We start from the raw sequence: 18873 nt of genomic DNA on the forward strand, positions 1-18873 counted from the left end.
TATTCACACGTCACATGTGCGAGAGGACTTGCCCCCGATGAGGCCGGTGAACCCCCCCCTCAATACGCCTTCCCCATGCAGATAAGGAACCCTGATCTAAGCTCACAGTCGCATACACACTGGCACATCGCATCGCGCACAAGGAGTCTGCATGGGCGGTCGTATTTCCATCTGTATCGTCGGTTTGGGTTTAGTGGTGTTGCTGAGCGCTTGCGGCCAGGAAAACGCCGAACCCAAGCAGCATTCCCGAGTCTTTGTGCAAACCGTGCAACCCGCGGATTTCGCCGCGGCCGTCACGCTGACCGGGGATGTGCAGGCGCGCGTGCAAACCGACTTGTCCTTCCGCGTGGGCGGCAAGATCATCCAGCGCATGGTGGATGTGGGTGACCGCGTGACCGCCAGGCAAGTGCTGGCCAGGCTCGATCCCAAGGATTTGCAGACCAACGTCGATTCCGCCCAGGCCCAGGTCGTGGCCGAACAGGCGCGGGTCAAGCAGACCGCCGCCGCGTTTGTGCGCCAGGAAAAACTCCTGCCCAAGGGCTACACCAGCCGCAGCGAGTACGACTCCGCCCAGGCCGCGCTGCGCAGCAGCCAAAGTGCCCTGGCCGCCGCGCAGGCCCAGTTGGCCAACGCCCGTGAACAACTCGGCTATACCGCTCTGGTTGCGGATGCGCCGGGGGTGATCACCGCGCGCCAGGCCGAAGTCGGTCAGGTGGTACAGGCCACCGTGCCGATTTTCAGCCTGGCCACCGATGGCGAGCGCGATGCGGTGTTCAACGTCTATGAATCGCTGCTGGTAGAACCGCCACCGGATGCGCCGATCACCGTCAGCCTGCTGGATAACCCCAGCATCAAGACCGTGGGTAAAGTGCGTGAAGTCACCCCGGCCGTGGCCGCCAACACCGGCACGGTGCAAGTGAAGATCGCTCTGCAATCCCTGCCCCAAGGCATGCGACTCGGTTCGGTGGTCAGCGCCACCGCCAATGGCCCGGCCAAGCCGAGCATCGAGCTGCCATGGTCGGCGTTGACCAAAGACCTCAACGAGCCGGCTGTATGGCTGGTGGACGGCGAGGGTAAAGCGCAACTGCATAAGGTCAGTGTGGCGCGTTACCTCACCGGCAAAGTGATTATTGCCGACGGCCTTAAGGGTGGCGAAAAAGTCGTGGTGGCCGGTGGGCAATTGCTGCACCCCGGCATGCTGGTCGAGATCGCCCAGCCAGGAGCCCAGCCATGAAGCGCCTGACGGTTGTACTTGCCGCCAGCCTGTTGCTGATGGCCTGTTCAAAGGAAGAACCGGCGCCCGAGCCCGTGCGCCCGGTGCTGTCCATGGAGGTGAAGTCCGAAGACCAGGAAACCCTCGGCCGCTTCGCCGGCACCATCCAGGCTCGCTACGAAAGCAACCTGGGCTTCCGTGTCCCCGGTCGCATCGCCCGGCGTGCCGTGGATGTGGGCGCCGAAGTGGACAAGGGCGCCTTGCTCGCCGTGCTCGACCCGACCGACCAACAGAACCAATTGCGCGCCGCCCAAGGCGATTTGGCGCGCGTGCAGGCACAGTTCATCAATGCCCAGGCCAATGCCCGTCGCCAGCAGGAGCTGTTCAACCGTGGGGTCGGCGCCCAGGCCCAGCTGGATGCGGCCCAGACCGACCTGAAGACCACCCAGGCCTCCCTCGACCAGGCCCAGGCTTCGGTCAACCAGGCCAAGGACCAGCTCAACTACGCCGAGCTGCGCACCGACCACGCCGGCATCGTCACCGCCTGGAATGCCGAGGCCGGCCAGGTGGTCAGCGCCGGTCAGCAAGTGGTGACCCTGGCGCGCCCGGACATCAAGGAAGCGGTCATCGACCTGCCCGCCGGTCTTGCAGAGCGCCTGCCGCCGGACGTGGTGTTCCTCGTCGCCGGGCAACTCGACCCCAGCGTCAACACCACCGCCACCGTGCGCGAGATCGAACCCCAGGCCCAAAGCGCCACGCGCACCCGTCGCGCGCGCCTGACCCTGGCCGAAACGCCCCCCGCGTTCCGCCTTGGCACGGCGATCAGCGTGACCTTGAGCTCGGCCATCGCCCCACGCATCGAGTTGCCCCTGAGCGCCTTGCAGGACGTCGACGGCAAGCCCCGCATCTGGATCCTCGACACCCAAAGCCAGACCGTGCAACCGCGCGACATCACGGTGCTTAGCCGTGACGCGGACAGCGCCTTGCTCAACGGCGGTGTCAAACCCGGCGAACGTATCGTCACCGCCGGCGTGAACAGCCTGAAACCTGGGCAAAAAGTCAAAATCGACGAGGACAGCCCGCGATGAAAGGGAGCTTCAACTTATCCGACTGGGCCCTCAAGCATCAGTCCTTCGTCTGGTACCTGATGTTCGTCGCGCTGCTGATGGGCGTGTTCTCCTACATGAACCTGGGCCGCGAGGAAGACCCCTCGTTCACCATCAAGACCATGGTGATCCAGACTCGCTGGCCGGGCGCGACCCAGGAAGAAACCCTCAAGCAGGTCACCGACCGCATCGAGAAAAAACTCGAGGAACTCGACTCCCTCGACTACGTGAAAAGCTACACCCGGCCGGGTGAATCCACGGTGTTCGTGTTCCTCAAGGACACCACCAGCGCCAAGGCCATCCCGGAGGTCTGGTACCAGGTCCGCAAGAAGATCGACGACATTCGCGGTAGCTTCCCCCAGGGCTTGCAGGGGCCGTCATTCAACGACGAATTCGGTGATGTGTTCGGCTCGGTGTACGCCTTTACCGGCGACGGCCTGTCGATGCGCCAGTTGCGCGACTACGTGGAGCAGGTGCGCGCCGAGATCCGTTCGGTGCCGGGGCTGGGCAAGGTCGAGATGATCGGCCAGCAGGACGAAGTGATTTACCTGAATTTCTCCACGCGCAAATTGGCGGCCCTGGGCATTGACCAGCGCCAGGTGGTGCAGAGCCTGCAGTCGCAGAACGCGGTGACCCCGGCGGGGGTGATCGAGGCCGGGCCGGAGCGGATTTCGGTGCGCACATCCGGGCAGTTTGCTTCGGAGAAAGACCTGGCCGACGTCAATCTGCGCCTCAATGACCGCTTCTATCGCCTGGCGGACATCGCCGAGATCAGCCGTGGCTACGTCGACCCGGCGCGGCCGATGTTCCGCTTCAACGGCAAGCCGGCGATTGGCTTGGCCATCGCCATGCAGAAGGGCGGCAACATCCAGTCGTTCGGCAAGGCACTGCACACGCGCATGGACGAACTGACCGCCGACCTGCCGGTGGGCGTCGGTGTGCATAAGGTCTCCGACCAGGCCGAAGTGGTGGAAGAGGCCGTCGGCGGCTTTACCAGCGCGCTGTTCGAAGCGGTGATCATCGTGCTGGTGGTGAGCTTTATCAGCCTCGGCATGCGCGCCGGGCTGGTGGTGGCGTGCTCGATTCCGTTGGTGCTGGCGCTGGTGTTCGTGTTCATGGAATACAGCGGCATCACCATGCAGCGCGTGTCGCTGGGGGCGTTGATCATCGCCCTCGGCCTGTTGGTGGACGACGCGATGATCACCGTGGAGATGATGATCACGCGCCTGGAAAAAGGCGAAACCAAGGAGCAGGCGGCGACCTACGCCTACACCTCCACGGCATTCCCGATGCTCACCGGTACCCTGGTGACCGTCGCCGGTTTCGTGCCGATTGGCCTCAACGCCAGTTCGGCGGGGGAGTACACCTTCACCCTGTTCGCGGTGATCGCCGTGGCGATGCTGGTGTCGTGGGTGGTGGCGGTGCTGTTTGCGCCGGTGATTGGCGTGCATATCCTCAGTGCCAAGGTCAAACCCCACAGCGCCGAGCCGGGGCGCATCGGCCGCGCGTTCAATGGCGGCATGCTATGGGCCATGCGCAACCGCTGGTGGGCCATCGGCATCACCGTGGGCCTGTTCGTGGCGTCGGTGTTCTCCATGCAGTTTGTGCAGAACCAGTTCTTCCCGTCGTCGGACCGCCCGGAAATTCTCGTCGACCTCAACCTGCCGCAAAACGCCTCGATCAACGAGACGCGCAAGGCGGTCGACCGTCTGGAAGCGATCATCAAGGACGATCCGGACATTACGCGCTGGAGCACCTATATCGGCCAGGGCGCGATCCGTTTCTACCTGCCCCTCGACCAGCAACTGGAAAACCCCTACTACGCGCAGTTGGTGATCGTCAGCAAAGGCCTGGAAGAGCGCGGCGCCCTGATTGCGCGCCTGCAAAAGCGCCTGCGTGATGACTTCGTGGGTATCGGCAGTTTTGTGCAACCACTGGAAATGGGCCCGCCTGTGGGGCGTCCGATCCAGTACCGCGTATCCGGCAAAGACACCGACCAGGTGCGCAAGCACGCCATCGAACTGGCGACCCTGCTGGATCAAAACACCCACCTGGGCGAGATCATCTACGACTGGAACGAGCCGGGCAAAGTGCTGCGCATCGACATTGCCCAGGACAAGGCGCGCCAACTCGGGCTGTCATCCGAAGACGTAGCGCAGTTGATGAACAGCGTGGTCAGCGGTGCGTCGGTGACCCAGGTGCACGACGACATCTACCTGATCAACGTGGTCGGCCGCGCCGAGGACGCCGAGCGCGGCACCCCGGAAACCTTGCAGAACCTGCAGATCGTCACGCCCAACGGCACCTCAATCCCGCTGCTGGCCTTCGCCACCGTGCGCTATGAGCTGGAGCAGCCGCTGGTGTGGCGTCGCGACCGCAAGCCGACCATCACCATCAAGGCCTCGGTGCGCGATGAGATGCAACCGACCGATCTGGTCAAGCAGCTCAAGCCGGAGATCGACAAATTCAGCGCCGGCCTGCCGGTGGGCTACAAGGTCGCCACGGGCGGCACCGTGGAAGAAAGCGGCAAGGCCCAGGGCCCGATTGCCAGCGTGGTGCCGCTGATGCTGTTCCTCATGGCGACGTTCCTGATGATCCAACTGCACAGCGTGCAGAAGATGTTCCTGGTGGCCAGTGTCGCGCCGCTGGGGCTGATCGGCGTGGTGCTGGCGTTGATCCCCACGGGCACGCCCATGGGCTTTGTGGCGATCCTCGGTATCCTGGCGCTGATCGGCATCATCATCCGTAACTCGGTGATCCTGGTGACGCAGATCCACGAATATGAAGTGGCCGGCTACACGCCTTGGGACGCGGTGGTGGAAGCCACCGAGCACCGGCGCAGGCCGATCCTGCTCACGGCGGCTGCGGCGAGCCTGGGCATGATCCCGATCGCCCGGGAAGTGTTCTGGGGGCCGATGGCCTACGCGATGATTGGCGGGATCATCATCGCCACCTTGCTGACGCTGTTGTTCCTGCCGGCGCTGTATGTGGCCTGGTACAAGATCCGCGAACCCCAGCAGGAAAACCACGGTTAAAAATGTGGGAGGGGGCTTGCTCCCGATGGCGGTGGGTCAGCAAAAAATATTTGTCTGACCCACCGCCATCGGGAGCAAGTCGAATCGTCGCACTGCCCCCCACAATTGATCTCAGCTGGGCATTTGAGACGTGGGAAATTTCCGCAAGTGACGCCTGTTGCCCCGGCCAATCATTGAGTGCTTTACCCTCCGGCCTCCACCTCTCAACGGTCGCCTGCCATGAACCGTATGCGTCATACCTTGCTGATCTGCTGCTTGTTCCTGTCGCCCCTGGCCTTTGCCAGCACCGTATTGGAAAACCCGTTGTGGCGAGTCGAACTCGACCCGGCCACCCTCGCCATCCGTGTGACACCCAGTGGCCAGCCCCAGGTGCAAGCCTCCAACGGCGTAGCGGCGCGTGCCGTCAGTCAACTCGCACAAAACGCTCAACAGGCCAGTTGGCAATGGGACGACGGTGCCTATCGCCTGACCGCCAGCCTTGAGCAGCGCGACCTGGTGCTGTCGATCACGGCGCGGGAAGCCGGTGAGCTGCCGATTCTTCTGCAACCGGCGAGCGCCATGGGCCGAGGGTTGATGTGGCCGTTGGCCGAAGGGCATTACGTGCCGGCCGGCAATACCATGTGGAGCGCCTTCCTGGTGGCCCAGGGTGACATCAACACCACCCAGGACCTCAGCCTGCCGCTGTGGGGCGTCGATCACGGCGCCTTCACCCTCAACTGGCTGCTGACCAATCCCTATAACAACCGCCTGCGCTGGCGGGGCCAGGCGTTGTCGCTGGCCCATGAGTTCACCTCGCTCGGGCCTGCCGCACCCATGACCCTGCTGTTGCACCTGGGTGAAAGCGATCCGCTGGCCGGGGCCAAGCGCTATCGCCGATGGCTGGTCGAGCAGGGGCGCTATGAACCCCTGGCTGACAAGCTGCAGCAGACCCCTGGGGCTGAGAAGCTGCTGGGCGCCAGCCATGTCTACCTGTGGGGCAATGACCTGCTGGCGCCCGAGGATGTGCGTGATTGGCCGCTGTTGCTCCAGCGCTTGCGCGCTCATGAACTCAGAGACCTGTTGGACAAGGACTCCGCAGCGGTGCTGGCGCAGCCCCGCGCCTTGAATCGCTACGAGCAAAGCGTGCTGTTGCGCGGCCTCAACGCCGCGATCAACAGGAAGGCCCGGCAGAGTTGGCAGGTGGACGAGCCCGATATGACCCATCTTGCCGCTCGCTATGGCGAGTTGCGTCGCGAATTGGCCGTGGACTTTGCCGGTGCTCTGCGCGATAGCCCCGGCACCTGGGGCAGCCAGGTGGTACAGACGCTGCGCGACGCCGGGCTGCCGCGCTTGATGCTGACCCTGGGCGAAGGCTGGGAAGGCGGACTCTGGCACCCCGAGACCATCCGCGCCGGTGTCGACGCCGGCTACCTGATGGCGCCCTACGATTCCTACCAAACCGCGCTGTCCGCTACCGAAAACCCCGACTGGACCACCGCCCACCTGGGCAGCCAGGCTTACCGCGCCTGCGCCATCGTATTGAAGGACGGCACACTCAAGACCGGCTTCCAGCAGTCCGGCCACTACACCGACCCGCGCTGCGTGCGGCCTCTGCTGGAGGCGCGGGTGAAAGCCGTGCAGGCCAGGGCCGGCTTCAACGCCTGGTTTCTCGATGCGTACGCCACCAGCATGCTGTTCGACAGCTACCGCGACAGCGCACCGATGACCCAGGCGCAAAACGCCGAAGGCAATATCGATGCGTCCCGTTGGCTGAACACCACGCTGCAATTGCCGACCGGCTCCGAAGACGGTAACGCCATCACCGCCCAAGGCATCCTGTTCGCCCATGGCATGCAAACCCCGGTGCTGGGCTGGGGGGATCGCGACATGACCCAGGACAAACAGTCGCCCTACTACGTGGGCAACTGGTATCCGCCGGAGCAACCGGCGGTATTTTTCAAGTCGGTGCCGCTGAACGAGCCGTTTCGCACCCTCTACTTCGACCCGACGCTGCGCCTGCCGCTGTATCAGGCGGTGTTCCATGGCTCGGTGATCACCACCCATCACTGGCTGTTCGACAGCCTCAAGCTGAGCAATGTGCGGGCTGAAAATGAGCTGACCCAACTGCTCTACAACGTGCCGCCGCTGTATCACCTGAGTGCTGCGACGCTCAAGGCGCGGCTGCCGCTGATCCAGCGCCAGGATCGATTTTTCCGACCGCTGCATGAGCGCCTGGCCACCCAGGCGATGACCGGGTTTCGCTGGCTGACGGCGGATCGGCAGGTGCAGGAAACCACGTTTGTCGATGGCACGCGGTTGGTGGCGAATTTTGCCACCGGGTCGAGAGAGGGGTTTGCGGCAAGGAGTGTGACAGCGGTGGTGGATGGGACATCGGTGGTGTATCAGGTGCAGTAGTGGCGTCCATCAGTCCGTCATCGGGGGCAAGACCCCTCCCACAGGGGAATGCATTTCAAATGTGGGAATGGGCTTGCCCAGACTTAAGCCTTGCGCCAAACGCTGGCCAACCAAGGCTGCTGATCCCGAGGCAATCCCGCCGGCCGGTAGTAATGCTCCAACTCTTCAAACCCCGCCGTCGTCAGCAATGCCTGCCACGCCTTCAAGTCGTGATAAGAACCATACCTCGGCCCATTCCAGCCTTCCTGGTTCTCACCCCGTGGATTAGAGCTGAACAGCACACCGCCAGGCTTCAGCGCCCCATGCAGTTGCTTGAGTACACGCGGCAGTTCCTGCTTGGGGATATGAAACAGCACCGCATTGGCAAAGATCCCGTCAAAGCGTTCAGCCGGTAAATCCAGCTTGAGAAAGTCCTGCTGCAAGACCTCACAGCCACTGTCTTCCCTTGCCATCTGCGCAAACCGCTCGGAACCGTCCAGGCCGACGGCGATATGCCCCATGCGCGTAAAGGTCTGCAAATCCCGCCCCGGTCCGCAGCCGAAATCCAGCACGGTAAAGGGCGGCGTGCCCTGGATATGCCGCAGCAGCGCGTCGATGTTCTGGCTCACATCGTGATCGCGGGTGCCGTCACGAAAGCTCTCGGCCACGCTGTTGTAGTGGCCGAGGGTGGTGGAGGTGATCTGGTCGAGGTCGTCGGGCTTGAGAGGCATGGGGCTGAATACCGGGCGCTGAGATCGCCCGACTATACCTCACCTCTTGTTGAGCACCCGCGCCAACCGATCACCACCCAACTGGATCACCGCCACCAGGATCACCAGCAGCACAATCACTGTGAGCATGATCTGCGTGTCAAAACGCTGGTAGCCGTAGCGATAGGCAATGTCGCCCAAGCCGCCCGCACCAATCGCCCCGGCCATGGCCGACGAGTTGATCATGGTCACCAGGGTGATGGTGAACCCGCCGACAATCCCCGGCAGCGCTTCGGGCAGCAGTACATGCCAGATGATGTGCCAGCGCCGGCAACCCATGGCCTGGGCGGCTTCGATCAGGCCGTGGTCGACCTCGCGCAGACTCACTTCGGCGATCCGCGCGAAGAACGGTGTGGCGGCGATAGTCAGCGGTACGACCGCCGCCCACACGCCATAGGTGGTGCCGACGATCAGCCGCGTGAACGGGATCAGCGCCACCATCAGGATCAGGAACGGAATCGAGCGGAACAGATTGACGAACGCCCCCAGCACCCGGTTGAGCGCCGGTGCCTGGTAGATGCCGCCTTTGTCGCTGGTCACCAGAAACACCGCCAGCGGAATCCCCACCAGCAAGGCGATCAACGACGACACGCCGACCATCAACAAGGTGTCGATGGCGCCTTGCACTAAACGATCAAACCACATAGCCCAGCACCTCCACCTGTTGTGCCCAGTTCGCGGCGCGGTTGCGCAGTTCTTCGGTGCTATGGGGCGAGCCATTCACCGCCAGCAGCAGTTGCCCCAAGGCATGCCCCTGGATCCGTTCGACACCGCCCTGCAGTAAGCGCACGCGCCCGCCGAGGGCGCTGAACAGCGCGGCCAGGTCCGGTTCGTCGCTGGCACTGCCGGTGAGCTGCAAGCGCAACACCACGGCGGCATCCGTCGACACTGGCGTGGGTCGTAGGCGGCTTTGCAATTCTTCCGGCAGCCCATGTTGCAGCGGCGCCAGCAGGGTCTTGCTGACCTCGTGCTGTGGGTTGCCAAACACTTGCCACACCGGGCCTTGCTCGACGATGCGCCCGTGTTCCAACACCACCACGCGGTCGCAGATGTCGCGGATTACCGCCATCTCGTGGGTGATCAAGACGATGGTCAGGCCCAGTCGCCGGTTGATCTCGCGCAGCAGACCGAGGATCGATTGGGTGGTCTCCGGGTCAAGGGCTGAGGTGGCTTCATCGCACAACAGGATCTGCGGGTCGTGCACCAACGAACGGGCGATGCCCACGCGCTGTTTCTGGCCGCCGGACAGTTGCGCGGGGTAGGCCTTGTGCTTGTCCTGCAAACCGACCAATTCCAGCAGCTCGCGCACTTTTTGCTCACGCTGGGGCTTGGGCACGCCGGCGACTTTCAGCGGCAATTCGACGTTCTGCCACACGGTCTTGGCCGACATCAGGTTGAAGTGCTGGAAGATCATGCCGATACGCCGACGCAGCGCCACCAGGTGGTCTTCGTCGAACTCGCCGATGTCTACCTGATCGATCAACACCCGGCCACTGCTGGGCTGCTCCAGGCGGTTGATGGTGCGGATCAGCGACGACTTGCCGGCGCCGCTGCGGCCGATAATGCCGAACACTTCACCGTGCTGGATCGCCAGGTCGATGCCTTGCAAGGCATGCACGCCGCCGTCGTAGGTCTTGCCCAGGTTGATAAAACGCACGTGCGCGCGGTTCAGGTCCGGGTGAAGTTCTGTCTGCTCGGCGTCCCTGGGCGGTGAACCCAGGTCGCGCAGTTGAGAGTGGGCGGCGGTCATTTTTTGTCTTCCCAACCGACTTGGTACAACTTGCCGAGGGATTTATCCAATGCAGCGCGTACCACTGGCGAGTGCTGGTAGATGTCGACGAACTTGATCACACGCGGGTCGGTTTTGCTCTTGGGCTGGATCACGAACTGGATCACGTATTCCGGGTGGTCGAGGCCGTCAAACAGCAGCGCCGACTCGGCATCGAAGGTCTTGGACAGGCGGATGTACGCCGGGTAGCCCTGCACCAGGTCCGCATCGTCATAGGCGCGCACCAGCTGCACGGCCTCGACTTGCAGGATCTTGATCTTCTTCGGGTTGGTGACGATGTCTTCTTCGGTGGCCTTGTAGCCCACGCCCGGTTTGAGGGTGATCAAGCCGGCCTTGGCCAGCAGTTGCAGGCCGCGACCGCTGTTGATCGGGTCGTTGGCAATCGCCACGCTGGCGCCTTGGGGCAGGTCGTTGATGCTTTTGTACTTTTTAGAATACAGGCCGACGTTGTTGATGATGCCCGGCGCGTACGGCACCAGGTCAAAACCGGCGGCGGCCTTGGCGTTTTCCAGGAACGGGATGTGCTGGAAGTAGTTCACGTCGATATCGCCAGCGGCCAGGCTGACGTTGGGCGCGATCCAGTCGGTGAACTCCACCAGCTCGACTTTCAGGTCTTGCTTGCCGGCTTCGGCGACTGCGGCTTCCAGGGGGATCGCGAAGGCGGCAGTGGTGCCGATTTTCAACGGGGCGTCGGCGGCGAATACGGCCGAGCTGAACAACCCGAAGGCCAGGGCCAGTGCTTTGACTGGGTTATTGAGGAATGTCTTTTTCATAGTGTATTTCCAGTCATAAGGTATTAGGACAAACAATGCAGATCCAATGTGGGAGGGGGCTTGCCCCCGATAGCAGTGGTTCAGTTGACAGATGTGGTGACTGATACACCGCTATCGGGAGCAAGCCCCCTCCCACCTTTTTTGTTCAGTGGCGGTAGGTCGAGCCGGTGTGTTGTTCGGGTAAGCGAGCACTGGCGTGGAAGACTTTTTCCCGCAGCGTGCCGGTCTCATAAGCGGTCTTGTACGAGCCCCGTCGTTGCAACTCCGGCACCACCAGATCGATAAAGTCCACATAGCTTTCCGGCGTCACAATGCGCGTGAGGTTGAAGCCATCCAGCCCGGTTTCGCTGATCCAGGATTCCAGCTCGTCAGCGACCTGTTCGGGCGAGCCGACCAGGGTGATATAGCGCCCGCCGAGGGCGTGCTGCTCGAGCAATTTGCGTCGGGTCCAGTCGTTGTTTTGCAGGTTCTTGGTGGCCGACTGGATCGCGTTGCTCTTCACGTACTGGATCGGTTCGTCGATTTCGTATTGGGAAAAATCAATCGCGGTGGACGCCGAAAAGTGCGCCACGCCGGCCTCCGCGCTGGCATAGCTCAGGTACTCGGCATGCTTGGCCCAGGCCAGTTCTGCGGTGGCGCCGACGATCACGTTCAGCCCCATGAACACCTTGATGTCATCCGGGTTGCGCCCGGCCTCGACCGCACTGGCGCGCACCTTGTCCACCTGGACCTTGGTCGCGGCCTTGTTCTGCCCGCTGATAAACACGCACTCGGCATGGCGCCCGGCAAACAGCAAGCCACGGTCCGAACTGCCGGCCTGGAACAGCACCGGCGTACGCTGCGGCGACGGCTCGCAGAGGTGATATCCCTCCATCTGGTAGAACTCGCCGTGATGCTCGACTTTGTGCACCTTGCCCGGCTGCGCATAGACCCGCGCCTGCGGATCGTTGAGCACCGCGTCGTCTTCCCAGCTGCCTTCCCAGAGTTTGTAGAGCACTTCCAGGTATTCATCGGCCTGGTCGTAGCGCCGGTCGTGCTCGACCTGTTCGGTGAGGCCCATGGCCTTGGCGGCGCTGTCGAGGTAGCCGGTGACGATGTTCCAGCCCACCCGGCCACGGCTCAGGTGGTCGAGCGTGGACATGCGCCGGGCGAACAGATACGGCGGCTCATAGGTGAGGTTGGCGGTAAGGCCGAAGCCGAGGTTTTTGGTCACGGCGGCCATCGCCGAAACCAGCAGCAGCGGGTCGTTGACCGGCAGCTGGATCGACTCCTTGAGCGGCACATCAATCGAGTTCTGGTACACGTCATACACGCCAACGATATCGGCGATGAACAAACCGTCGAACAGACCGCGCTCCAGAATCTGTGCGAGTTCGGTCCAGTACTCGATGCTTTTGTATTGGGTGGACGTGTCCCGTGGATGGGTCCACATGCCGTGGTTGATATGCCCGATGCAGTTCATGTTGAAGGCATTGAGCAGGATCTTTTTCTTTGCCATCAAATGGTCCCCCGCAGTGGCGGGTTTTCAGCGTTGAGGTAGTAATTGCCTACCGCGTGGTATTTCCAGCGCACCGGGTCGTGCAGGGTGTGCACGCGGGCGTTGCGCCAGTGGCGGTCGAGGCCGTGCTCGGCCAGGGTGGCCTGGCTGCCGGCGAGTTCGAACAGGGTGCTGCCGGCGGCCAGGGAAATCTCGGTGCTCAAGGCGCGCACTTCAGCGACGGCGATAGACGCGGCGGCAACGGTCTCGGTATTGCTGTCGGCCTGGGCGCGGTCGAGGTATTCACCCGAACGCTCCAGCAAGGCTTCGGCGGCGTGCAGGCGAATGCTCAGGTGGCCGAAGCTCTTCAGGGTCAGTGGGTCTTCGGTGGCTTTGTCGTTGCCGGAATCGATCCACGGGCGGGTCTTGGTGCGTACAAAGTGCAGCGCATCTTCAAAGGCGGCGCGGGCGATGCCGGTGTCGATGGCGGCGTGAAGAATCTGCGCCAGCGGGCCGACGGTGGTCGGGCGCTCAAATGCACTCTGGAACGGGATCACGTCTTGCGCCGCAACCCACACGTTATCGAACACCACCGAGCCGCTGCCGGTGCTGCGCTGGCCGAAGCCGCTCCAGTCGTCAATCACGCTCAGGCCTTCGCTGTCGCGGGGCACGAAGGCCAGTTGCTGCACGCCGTGTTCATCCACCACCGAGGTGGGGATGCGCTGGGCGTAGATCGCGCCGGTGGCGTAGAACTTGCGGCCGGTGATGCGGAAGCCGTCGCCGTCGCGGGTGATGGACGTAACACGGTCGTGGGCGGTCTTGGTGCCCAGTTCTGCCAGGGCGTTGCCGAAACGCTGGCCGGCGAGTACTTCGGCGTACAGGCGTTGTTGCTGTTCAGGGCTGCCATTCACGCGCAGCACTTCGAGGGCATAGAAATGGTTTTGCGGAATCTGGCCCAGGGAGGCATCCGCCTGGGCGATGAGGGCAATGACCTTGGCCAGGGTGACGTTGGACACGCCGGCGCCGCCGTATGCCTTGGGCACGCTGATGCCCCACAGGCCGGAGCGCGAGAACACGTCCAACTCGGGCAGCGGCAGGCGGCGTTCGCGGTCGCGCTGGGCGCTGTCGCGGCGGAAGTCTTCGGCCAGGTCGCTGGCGACAATAAGGGCTTGTTCGTCGCTGGTGATAACCGCGACACGGTGAGAAAGGGTCATGAGTTTCTCCAGAGGTCTGGTCGGTTAAATCCAGGAGTGGCGAGCCGGCAACGTGCCGTTCAAGCGATAGGCGCCGACGGCGTGATACTTCCAGCGCACCGGGTCGTGCAGGGTGTGCACCCGGGCGTTGCGCCAGTGACGGTCGAGGTTGAACTCCGCGAGGGTGGCGCGGCTGCCGGCCAGTTCGAAGAGTTTTTCGCTGACCAGCAACGACACTTCAGTGGTGAGCACCTTCGCCTCGGCCACGGCAATCGATGCACGTGCGGCGGACTGTGCGGTGATCGGCGCGGCGCTGACCTGGTCCAGCACTTGCCCGGCCTTGCGCAACAGCGCTTCGGCGGCATGCAGTTCGATTTTCAGCTTGCCGATATCGGCGATCACGTAGAGGTCATCGCTGGCGCGCTCGACCTTGGCGTCGATCCACGGGCGCGAACGCTCACGGACGAAGGCGATGGTGTCATCCAGGGCGCCACGGGCGATGCCGGCGTCGATGGCGGCCTGGATCAGTTGTGAAACGGCGCCCTGGATAGTCGGACTTTCGCCGATGCGCCAGTTTTCCACGACCAGTTCGGCGTCCACTGGCACGCGGTCCAGCAGCACGGTGCCGCTGGCGGTGGTGCGTTGGCCGAAGCCCGACCAGTCATCCACGATGCGCAGCCCTTCGGTGCCACGGCGCACAAACGCCATGACCTGCTTGCCGTCGTCGTTCAGTGCCTTCACGGCCACCCAATGGGCAAACAGCGCGCCGGTGGAGTAGAACTTCTGGCCGCTGATCACGTAACCGTCGCCCTGGGCGGTGATGCGCGCCTTGAGCTCCAGGGTGTTTTTGGTGCCGCGTTCAGGTCCGCCATTGCCGATGCGCCAGCCGTCGAGGACGCTCTGGAACAGGTGCTCTTTCTGGCGTGCGGTGGCGGCGCCCTGCAACACATGCAGGATGCCGAAATGGTTCTGCGGGATCTGCCCCAGGGCCGGGTCTGCCGCGCTGATGATTGCGAAGACTTCGGCCAGGGTCACGAATGAAACTTGTGGGCCGCCGTACTCGCGAGGAATGGAAATACTGCCCAGCCCACTGCGAGTGAATTGTTCGATCTGCGCCCACGGCAGCTTGCGCTGCTGATCACGCTTGGCGGCTTGCAGGCGCGCGGCCTGGGCCAGCTCGTGGGCAGCCTTCAGCGCCTCTGCATCGTTGCGCAGCACGGTGGCCGGCAACAGCAGGGGCGCTACATCCAGATCACTCTGGGGGGGTGTTAGAGCCAAGTTAGACATCAGCGCCGCTCCTTGGCTGCACGTAATGCCCTGGCGTTATGCACCGGGGTAATTCTGACCATACCGACCTCGCATTCAATGAAATGAAAACAGAAAAATCAAAGATGTCCGGTGGTCCGGTGCATATACCCTAAGCGTGTTAAATATTTAAATAAACTAACTTTTGGGAATATGCATAGAAGGTCTGTTACCCAGGCTCGCAGGGGGAGCCGAAGGGGCGTGGTTGATAGATCCGCGTGGTCCCGGCCGGCTGGCTCGGGGCGCAGGCGGCAATGCGTAAGGTGCGGGTCGGGGCCCAGCGCGAATTGTTGCCGACACGATCGAGAATGCAGTACGTCACTTCCAGCCGACAGTCGTCGCCCGCTTCAACCATCAGCGTCGAAGGCACCCACACCTGTACCGCCAGGCCCACGCCTTTGGCCTGGATTCTTGGCAGATCCATGCGTGCATCGCCCCAGCGCAGGGTGATGGCATCGCCCGTAGCCATGTTCACGTAGGGTTCGATGGTCAGGGGAATACCACGCCGCACCTGGCTCGGGTTGACGCCGTAGCGGCGAATGGTCTCGGGCAGGCTGACCGGGGCAAGGTTCTGGTTTTCGTCGCTGCAAAGGGGGGAGGGCTGGCCACCGGGGCATTGAGTCTTTACACGCACCCCTGTCACGGCCGAGCGCGCAGGCGCGCGACCGACTTGCATGACCTGGTAATGCACCTGTGCCAGGCCGTCCTGCACAAAACTTTCCGGCACCCGTAGATGGGTCTGCATGCCGACCTTGCACGCGCTCACCCTGCGTGAGGCGGCAAAGCAGTTGTTCCAGAACAGTTCAATCAAGTCGCCCTCATCCATGCCGGGGTAGGGCGCTATGTCCACCTGCAGTTGGCTGGCCGACAGTGCGTTGATGCCGTGCCGGTTGGCCTGGGGCAAGGTGGGGGCAGTGAGCATGGCCGGGGTTGCAGTGTGCGTCATAAGTAATCTCCTTGATGCAGCCAGCAGCAATCGCTCCAGCCCTTTGGCGCGGGTGCGCAGGTGGGCTGAAAGGAACGATTCAGTGAGTAGCCGGGATAGGATCCAATCCTCTGGGCCTTAGATAAGAGGGTTGGCCGGGGAGCGTCAATGGCGGCAAAAGGCTAAACGGCGGGTTCGGAGATATTCAGAAGGGTCTGACTGGGCGGGGGATTTTAAGGGGAGAGTGGTGGCGAGATTTACTGGGTGGAACCAGACGTTCCTGTAGGAGCTGGCTTGCCAGCGAAGAAGGTCCAAACGACACGGTGAAGCCGGTTAAACGCGTTATCGTTGGCGATTTTCGCTGGCACGCCAGCTCCTGCAGGGTGGGTTTCAGTGGGCGAGGAACTTGCTCAGGAACTGCCGGGTGCGTTCTTCCTTGGGGTTGGCGAACAACGCCTTGGCTTCGCCTTGCTCCACGATCACGCCCTTGTCGAAAAAGATCACCCGGTTGGCGACATCGCGGGCAAAGCTCATTTCATGGGTGACGATAACCATGGTGCGGTTTTCTTCGGCGAGGCTGCGGATGGTCGCCAGTACTTCGCCGACCAACTCCGGGTCCAGCGCGGAGGTGGGTTCGTCGAAGAGGATCACCTCCGGCTCCATGGCCAGCGCGCGGGCAATCGCCACGCGCTGTTGCTGGCCGCCGGAAAGGCGCCGTGGGTAGGCGTCTTCCTTGCCCGCCAGGCCGACCCTGGCCAGCAGTTTGCGCCCCAGGGCGATAGCCTCTTCGCGCGGCATCTTCTTGACCACGGTCGGCCCTTCGATGACGTTTTCCAGCGCCGTGCGGTGGGGGAACAGGTTGAAGTTCTGGAACACAAAACCCACGTGCTGGCGCAGGCGCCGTACCAGGCCTTGTTGCTGGTTGAGCGGTTTGCTGCCGTCGATCTGGATGTCGCCCACCTTGATTCGGCCGCTGGTGGGTTCTTCGAGGAAATTCAGGCAGCGCAGGAAGGTGGTCTTGCCGGAACCGCTGGGGCCGATGATGGCGACGACTTCGCCTTCCTTGACCTCCAGGTCGATGCCGTTGAGTACCACCTGACCGTTGAATTGTTTGGTCAGTTTTTCAACCACGATCATGCTTCAAGACTCCAGGTCATGCCGGTTGACCCGGTCTTCCAGGCGGTTTTGGAAATGCGCCAGGATGCTTGCCAGTACCCAGTAGATCAGGGCGGCGGACAGATACATGGTGAAAATTTCGAAGGTGCGCGCAGACACCAGTTGAGCCTGGCGGAATAGCTCTGGCACCTGGATGGTGGCGGCCAGCGCGGTGTCCTTGACCAGCGAAATAAAGCTGTTGCCCAAAGGCGGCAGGGCGGTGCGCATCGCCTGCGGCAGGATGGCCCGGCGCAGGGTCTGCGCACGGGTCATGCCGATACTCGCGGCGGCCTCCCACTGGCCACGCTCGATGGAAGCGATGGCGGCCCGCAGGATTTCACAGGCGTAGGCGGCCATGTTCAGCGAAAAGCCGATCATGGCGGCCGGGATCGGATCCAGCTCGATGCCCACTTGTGGCAAGCCGTAGTAGATCAGGAACAGCTGTACCAGCAAGGGCGTGCCGCGAAAGAACGACACGTAGACACGGGCTGTCCAGCTCAGCAGCTTGAAGCGCGACAGGCGCATCAAGGCCAGGCCGAAGCCCAGCAGCAAACCGAAAAACATCCCGCCAAGGCTGAGAATCACCGTGTAGTACGCGCCCTTGAGCAGAAAGGGCGCGGAGTCCAGCGCGAGTTGGAAACCTGCTTCCATTATTGAGTGACGTCAGCGTTGAAGTACTTCTCGGACAGCTTCTTCAAGGTGCCATCGGTGCGCAGCTTGTCGAGGGCCTTGTTCACCGCTTCAAGCAGCTCGGGCTCGCCTTTGCGCAGGGCGATACCGGCTTCCTGGCGGGAGAACGCGTCGCCGGCAGCGGCGGTGTCCGGGGCTTTCTTGGCGTATTCCAGGGCGGCCAGGCGGTCGATCAGGATGGCGTCGATACGGCCGATGCGCAGGTCCTGGAACTTGGTCGGGTCATCGTTATAGGTCTTGATAATGGCTTTTGGTTGGTTGTCCTTGAGCCATTGTTCGTAGTTGGTGCCCAGGCCTACCCCGACTTTCTTGCCGGCCAGGTCGTTGGCGGTCTTGATGGTGTCGACGTTCTTTTTCAGCACCAGTGCCTGGATACCGGAAACGGTGTAAGGCGTGGAGAAGTCGTACTTCTTCTTGCGCTCTTCAGAGATGGTGACTTGGTTGACCACCGCGTCCAGGCGCTTGGATTCCAGGGCCGCGAGGATGCCGTCCCAGGGTGTGGCCTGGAGCTTGACCTTCACGCCCAGCTCCTTGGCCAGGGCTTCGGACAGCTCGACTTCGAAACCGCTGAGCTTGCCGCTTTCATCGACGAAGCTGAACGGCGGGTAGGTGCCTTCCAGGCCGATTTTGATCTCGCCGGCCTTTTTAATATTGCCCAGTTGCTCGCCGGCAACCGCCTGGCCCAGCCAACCGGCGCCGAGAGCCAGACCCAAAGTGCCAACCAGCAACGTGCGACGGAATACAGAAATAGTCATGAAGAGCCCCTGTGTTTTTTATGTTGAGCGAAGCAGGTGACGCAGTAGTCGTATCCTGCCTTAAAGCGCGTAGCGCGTCTTCGCCTGCGGCGCGATGATAAAGCCGAGTTTTAAGACTTGAAAATAATATTAAACTCAATTGATATTCTATTTTTGAATATGTGTTGAGTCTAATGTGGGAGGGGGCAAGCCCTAATGCCAGTCAGTTAAGCGTACATCGCCCCCTGTAGGAGCGAGCTTGCTCGCGAAAAACGTCAACGATAACGCGTGCTTCCTGAATGAACGCGGCGCCTGTGAGTTTTTCGCGAGCAAGC

General features: G+C 62.5%; 15 protein-coding genes. 4 read left to right on the forward strand and 11 right to left on the reverse strand.

All coding sequences use genetic code 11. The features are described from left to right. Positions 1–151 precede the first annotated feature (151 nt). From J1G35_RS26505 to J1G35_RS26520, 4 genes are all read left to right on the forward strand, one after another. On the forward strand, positions 152–1234 hold the full coding sequence (locus J1G35_RS26505) for an efflux RND transporter periplasmic adaptor subunit (protein ID WP_223016454.1): 1083 nt from the start codon (positions 152–154) through the stop codon (positions 1232–1234). Next, positions 1231–2301 carry an efflux RND transporter periplasmic adaptor subunit gene (locus J1G35_RS26510; RefSeq protein ID WP_223016455.1) on the forward strand — a complete coding sequence of 357 codons (1071 nt, stop codon included), beginning with the start codon at positions 1231–1233 and terminating at the stop codon, positions 2299–2301. The genes J1G35_RS26505 and J1G35_RS26510 overlap by 4 nt, the downstream gene beginning before the upstream one ends. Next, complete coding sequence (locus J1G35_RS26515) at positions 2298–5354, forward strand: efflux RND transporter permease subunit (RefSeq protein ID WP_223016456.1); 3057 nt, start codon at positions 2298–2300, stop codon at positions 5352–5354. The genes J1G35_RS26510 and J1G35_RS26515 overlap by 4 nt, the downstream gene beginning before the upstream one ends. Positions 5355–5573: 219 nt before the next feature. Further along, the gene (locus J1G35_RS26520) at positions 5574–7748 is read left to right on the forward strand and encodes a glycoside hydrolase (protein WP_223016457.1); all 2175 of its coding nucleotides are present in this window, start codon (positions 5574–5576) and stop codon (positions 7746–7748) included. Positions 7749–7831: 83 nt separating this feature from the next. Here the strand turns inward: J1G35_RS26520 and J1G35_RS26525 are convergent, their stop codons facing one another. From J1G35_RS26525 to tcyJ, 11 genes are all read right to left on the reverse strand, one after another. Next, on the reverse strand, positions 7832–8458 hold the full coding sequence (locus tag J1G35_RS26525; protein ID WP_223016458.1) for a class I SAM-dependent methyltransferase: 627 nt from the start codon (positions 8456–8458) through the stop codon (positions 7832–7834). Positions 8459–8497: 39 nt separating this feature from the next. Next, complete coding sequence (locus J1G35_RS26530) at positions 8498–9142, reverse strand: methionine ABC transporter permease (RefSeq protein WP_016974994.1); 645 nt, start codon at positions 9140–9142, stop codon at positions 8498–8500. After that, the gene (locus J1G35_RS26535; protein ID WP_053140228.1) at positions 9132–10247 is read right to left on the reverse strand and encodes an ATP-binding cassette domain-containing protein; all 1116 of its coding nucleotides are present in this window, start codon (positions 10245–10247) and stop codon (positions 9132–9134) included. The genes J1G35_RS26530 and J1G35_RS26535 overlap by 11 nt, the downstream gene beginning before the upstream one ends. Further along, on the reverse strand, positions 10244–11059 hold the full coding sequence (locus tag J1G35_RS26540) for a MetQ/NlpA family ABC transporter substrate-binding protein (protein ID WP_223016459.1): 816 nt from the start codon (positions 11057–11059) through the stop codon (positions 10244–10246). Before J1G35_RS26540 ends, J1G35_RS26535 begins: the two co-directional genes overlap by 4 nt. Positions 11060–11204: 145 nt before the next feature. Further along, positions 11205–12557, reverse strand: coding sequence for an LLM class flavin-dependent oxidoreductase (locus J1G35_RS26545; protein ID WP_223016460.1), 1353 nt, complete (start codon positions 12555–12557; stop codon positions 11205–11207). Then, complete coding sequence (locus J1G35_RS26550) at positions 12557–13750, reverse strand: SfnB family sulfur acquisition oxidoreductase (RefSeq protein WP_223016461.1); 1194 nt, start codon at positions 13748–13750, stop codon at positions 12557–12559. The genes J1G35_RS26545 and J1G35_RS26550 overlap by 1 nt, the downstream gene beginning before the upstream one ends. 24 nt (positions 13751–13774) lie before the next feature. Beyond that, a complete protein-coding gene (locus tag J1G35_RS26555; RefSeq protein WP_223016462.1) occupies positions 13775–15016 on the reverse strand; it encodes an SfnB family sulfur acquisition oxidoreductase in 1242 nt (413 codons plus the stop codon). Between the two features lie 187 nt (positions 15017–15203). Continuing rightward, positions 15204–15980, reverse strand: a complete 777-nt coding sequence (locus J1G35_RS26560) for a hypothetical protein (protein ID WP_053140242.1) — start codon at positions 15978–15980, stop codon at positions 15204–15206. A gap of 369 nt (positions 15981–16349) precedes the next feature. Further along, positions 16350–17096, reverse strand: coding sequence for an L-cystine ABC transporter ATP-binding protein TcyN (tcyN, locus tag J1G35_RS26565; RefSeq protein WP_053140245.1), 747 nt, complete (start codon positions 17094–17096; stop codon positions 16350–16352). A 3-nt stretch (positions 17097–17099) separates the two neighbouring features. After that, positions 17100–17765 (reverse strand): cystine ABC transporter permease, encoded by a 666-nt coding sequence (gene tcyL / locus J1G35_RS26570; protein ID WP_032884921.1) that lies wholly within the window; start codon positions 17763–17765, stop codon positions 17100–17102. Next, positions 17765–18559, reverse strand: coding sequence for a cystine ABC transporter substrate-binding protein (gene tcyJ, locus J1G35_RS26575; protein ID WP_223016463.1), 795 nt, complete (start codon positions 18557–18559; stop codon positions 17765–17767). The genes tcyL and tcyJ overlap by 1 nt, the downstream gene beginning before the upstream one ends. Between the last annotated feature and the right edge of the window lie 314 nt (positions 18560–18873).

Source organism: Pseudomonas sp. SH10-3B, from assembly GCF_019891415.1.
Taxonomy (GTDB): domain Bacteria; phylum Pseudomonadota; class Gammaproteobacteria; order Pseudomonadales; family Pseudomonadaceae; genus Aquipseudomonas.